This is a genomic window from Candidatus Frankia nodulisporulans (genome assembly GCF_902806475.1).
Lineage (GTDB): Bacteria > Actinomycetota > Actinomycetes > Frankiales > Frankiaceae > Frankia > Frankia umida.
On record NZ_CADCWS010000325.1, the window covers coordinates 1 to 3,939 of the forward strand.

Annotated in this window: 3 protein-coding genes and 1 pseudogene; 3 read left to right on the forward strand and 1 reads right to left on the reverse strand. The window is 70.9% G+C overall.

What is annotated here, in order from left to right; all coding sequences use genetic code 11:
* A pseudogene (locus tag G6R24_RS18975) lies at positions 1–235 on the forward strand (aminoglycoside phosphotransferase); the annotation flags it as partial.
* An 84-nt stretch (positions 236–319) separates the two neighbouring features.
* Here G6R24_RS18975 and G6R24_RS18980 read toward each other — a convergent pair.
* On the reverse strand, positions 320–2,275 hold the full coding sequence (locus G6R24_RS18980) for a M13 family metallopeptidase (protein WP_163550543.1): 1,956 nt from the start codon (positions 2,273–2,275) through the stop codon (positions 320–322).
* A 103-nt stretch (positions 2,276–2,378) separates the two neighbouring features.
* Here G6R24_RS18980 and G6R24_RS18985 point away from each other — a divergent pair, with 103 nt between their 5' ends.
* Both G6R24_RS18985 and G6R24_RS18990 read left to right on the forward strand, forming a co-directional pair.
* Positions 2,379–2,786 carry a DUF4345 domain-containing protein gene (locus G6R24_RS18985; RefSeq protein ID WP_163550544.1) on the forward strand — a complete coding sequence of 136 codons (408 nt, stop codon included), beginning with the start codon at positions 2,379–2,381 and terminating at the stop codon, positions 2,784–2,786.
* A 272-nt stretch (positions 2,787–3,058) separates the two neighbouring features.
* Positions 3,059–3,919, forward strand: coding sequence for a hypothetical protein (locus G6R24_RS18990; RefSeq protein WP_163550545.1), 861 nt, complete (start codon positions 3,059–3,061; stop codon positions 3,917–3,919).
* Positions 3,920–3,939: the final 20 nt, after the last annotated feature.

Sequence of the window (3,939 nt, forward strand, 5' to 3'; positions counted from 1 at the left end):
CGCCGCCTACCACCAGCGGCTGGTGGAACTCGGCGTGGACGGTTACAGCGCCGACGACTGTTTCACGGACTACCGGCTCGGCATGCTGCACGGACCGATGACCACGATGATCGGCTGCATGTACGCGGCCGGACCCCGCTCCGCCAGCTCGGACGAGATGTTCCTGTCCATGGCCGCCAACTCCGCCGCCGCCATCCGCGACCTCGCCACCTTCGACCTGGTTCCCCCCGCCTGAGCCAGAACCGCAGGCCCGCGGATGAGCCGCCGGACGGGACCGGCCCCACCTGCTGCCAGGCGGGGCCGGACTGCTCCGCGCCAGCTACCAGATGCGGACGCGGTCGGCGGGGTCGAGCCAGAGGCCGTCGCCGGGGACGGTGTCGAAGACCTCGTGGAACTCGTCCAGGTTGCGGGCGATGTTGGCACGCAGGTCCGGGGGGCTGTGCGGGTCGGTGGTGAGGAACTGGCGCTCGAGTTCGGTGCGGCGCTTGGTCCGCCAGATGTACGCCCAGTTCAGGAACAGCCGACGCCGGTCGTCGCGCGCCGCATCGCCGCCCTGGGAGATCACGTAGGCCGTGTGCGCGATGGTGAGGCCGCCGAGGTCGCCGATGTTCTCGCCGACGGTGAGCGCGCCGTTGACCTTCTCGCCGGGCACCCCGCGGGTCTCGAAGCCGTTGTACTGCTCGATCAGGGTCTTCGACTTCACCTCGAAGGCGGCCTTGTCCGCCGGCGTCCACCAGTCGTTGAGGTTGCCGGCGCCGTCGTACTGCGCACCCTGGTCGTCGAAACCGTGGCCGACCTCGTGGCCGATGACCGCGCCGATACCGCCGTAGTTCTCGGCCGGGTGGGCGTCCGGGCTGAAGAACGGGGACTGCAGAATGCCGGCGGGAAAGCAGATCTCGTTGGTGCCGGGATTGTAGTAGGCGTTGACGGTCTGCGGGAGCATGAACCATTCGTCCCGGTCCACCGGGCTGCCGATCTTGGCGAGCTCCCGGTCGGTCTCGAACGCGCTCGCGGCCTGGGAGTTGCCCCACAGGTCGTCCCGGCTGACCGTCAGCGCGGAGTAGTCGCGGAACCGGTCCGGGTAGCCGATCTTCGGGCGGAAGGTCTCGAGCTTCTCGTAGGCCCGCGTCTTCGTCTCGTCGGTCATCCAGTCCAGTTTGGAGATCGACTCACGGTAGGCGGCGAGCAGGGTGACGACCAGCTCGTCCATCTGCGACTTCGCCCGCGGCGGGAAATGGCGGGCGACGTACTCGCGCCCGACCGCCTCGCCGATGGCGCCCTCGACGAAGCCCACCGCCCGCTTCCACCGGGCCCGCAGCTGCGGTGTGCCGGACAGGGTGCGGCCGTAGAAGTCGAAGCTGGTCTCGGCGAACTCGTTGGCCAGGTAGGGCGCGACGGCGCGCAGCACATGGCTGGTCAGCCAGTCCTGCCAGGTCTCGATCGGGGTGTCGGTGAGCACCGTGGACAGGTGCTCGAAGAACGACGGCTGCCGGACGCACACCTGCGCGAGCGTGGCGTGCGGGCCGGTCAGCTGCCCGCCGAGACCGGTGACGTAGGCGTCCCAGTCGAACGCCGGGCACAGCGCCGCGATCTCGGCGGCGGTACGCAGGTTGTAGGTCTTCTGCACATCCCGGGTGTCGGCCCGCTCCCAGTGGCCCGCGGCCAGGCGGGTGTCCAGGGCCAAGACGCGCGCGGCGGCCGCCGCCGGCTCCGGGTGCTCGCCGAGCTCGAGCATCCGGGTCAGGTAGGCGACGTACTTCTCCCGGATCTCGGCGAACTTCTCGTCCCGGTAGTACGACTCGTCCGGCAGCCCGAGGCCGCCCTGGCTCAGGTGGAACAGGTAACGATCGGAGTTACGGTCGTCGGTGTCGACATAGGAGCCGAACAGGCCACGGCCACCGATCCGCTCGAACCGGCCGAGCAGCGCGGCGAACCCGCCGAGTTCCCGCAGCGCCCGCACCTCGGCGAGCAGCGGGCGCACCGGGTCGAGCCCGAGCGCCTCGACCGCGTCGACATCGAGGAACGAGTTGTACAGATCCGCGATCTTGCGTGCGTCCTCGTCCTGGGTGGCGGGGTCACGCGCGGCAAGGTCGGTGATGATGTCACGGACGTGCTGTTCGGCAGCATCGGCGAGCTGCACGAACGGCCCCCAGCTCGACCGGTCGGACGGAATCTCCGTCTCGGCGAGCCAGCGGCCGTTCACATGGCCGAACAGGTCGTCCTGCGGTCGGACGGCGGGGTCCATGCCCTCGCGGGCGTCGTCGAGGATGCTCACACCATGAAGTCTCCGCTTCAGGCCGGCCCCTGGAAAGGATTCCTGTGCCATCCGCGCTTCGAGGCCCGACCGCGCACACCCCCTCGCAGATTCGGAGAAGCCGATGGATGACGACCACGAGCGCCGCCTGGCCGCCCTGTGCCAGCTCACCGGGGGCGCCTGCGTCCTGATCAGCGCCTACCATCTCGCCCTCGGCACGACCCGCACCGTTCCCGGTGCTGGCGACGTCACCGCTTCGGTGGACTCGCACGAACGCTTCATCCTGACGATCTTCGGCGGATACGGCCTCGCCTGGCTGCGCGCCGGCCGGTCCCGTCCCATCGCCGTCGGCGAGGTGCGCGCGCTGTCCGCGCTCATGGCCGCCGGTGGAACCAGCCGGCTGGTGTCCCTGGCCCACCGCGGCCGGCCGCACTGGTTTCATCTGATGCTTGCCAGCGTCGAGTTCGCCCTTCCTGCCGCCCTGGTCGCGCTGACCCGCGCCGACCCGCCGAGACAGGTCGTCACCGGCTGACGCCCTGACACCGGATCAACGCAGGCCAGCCGGTGCCCACCGGTCAGTACGCGTACGGGTGGCGTTGCCGGTGGGCGTCGGCCGTCGGACAGCCGGGCTGTCGCGCACCTGCCTGTCCGCACACCCGCGTTCATGCTCTGCTGGACGCCGCGGCTGGCATGGCACGGATGCGCGGCACAGGTGGGGCGAGACAGGGGTGGGTCATGTCGGGGTGGGCGCAGTCGTCAGGACCTTCGCTGGGACCGGCGCCCTCCGGTCCGGTGCGGTACCTGGTGGTCTGGCCGCTACGGCTGGTCGCGTTCGCCGTCGTCCTCCCGCTGCGGCTGCTCTACGAACTCGTGCGGCTGGTCGGCCGGTGCCTGCGGACCCTGCTGTGGGACTGGTTTCTCCACCCGGTGCTGACCGCGCTGTGGCGGTTCGTGATTGTCCCGATCGGTCGGGCGATCACCTGGGGATGGCGCCGGCTGCTCGTCCCCGCGCTGCGCGCGCTGTGGACAGCACTGCGGATGGTGCTGTGGGACTGGCTGATCGCGGGTTCCGCGCGGTTGCTGTGGCTTTACGTCGTGATCCCGGCGGCCAAGGTGCTCATCGTGCTGTTCGATCTTCTGGTCGTTCGGCCGGCACGCTGGTTGCGGCGGCCGCTGCACTGGTTCGGACGGACGGTGCTACTTCCGGTGCTGCGCGCGGTCGCCGCGGTCATCCGGGTGGTGGCCCACGTCGTCGCGGCGGTCGTCCGGGCCGGCGCGCGAACGGCCGCCTGGACGGTGCGCGGATTCGGCTTCCTGCTGCACCTGCTGCTCGTCCGCCCTGCGGCGTGGTTCTGGCGAACGGTGGCGACGCCCACCGGGCGGGCGTTCGCCCGCACGCTGCGGGTGGTGGTGGTGTGCCCGCTGGGCTGGTGCTGGCGGACTGTCCTGGTGCCGGCCGGGCAGGCTGTGGGGTTCGCGTGGCGGCTGCTCGTCGTCGCCCCGCTCTCATGGGGCTGGCGGACGGTGGTGCGCCCGATCGGCCGGGCCGTCGGCGCGACGATGTTCGTGCTGGTGGTCATGCCGACCCGCTGGGCCGACCGCACCGTGTGGCGCCCGATCCGCGACGCGCTGCTCCCCCGAAACGGCCCCGCCCGCCGCGGATGACTGGAGCCAGCCGGCCCTCG

Excerpts from the sequence above, each read along its gene's own strand:
- G6R24_RS18985 (WP_163550544.1), top strand. The coding sequence starts at position 2,379 with ATGGATGACGACCACGAGCGCCGCCTGGCCGCCCTGTGCCAGCTCACC.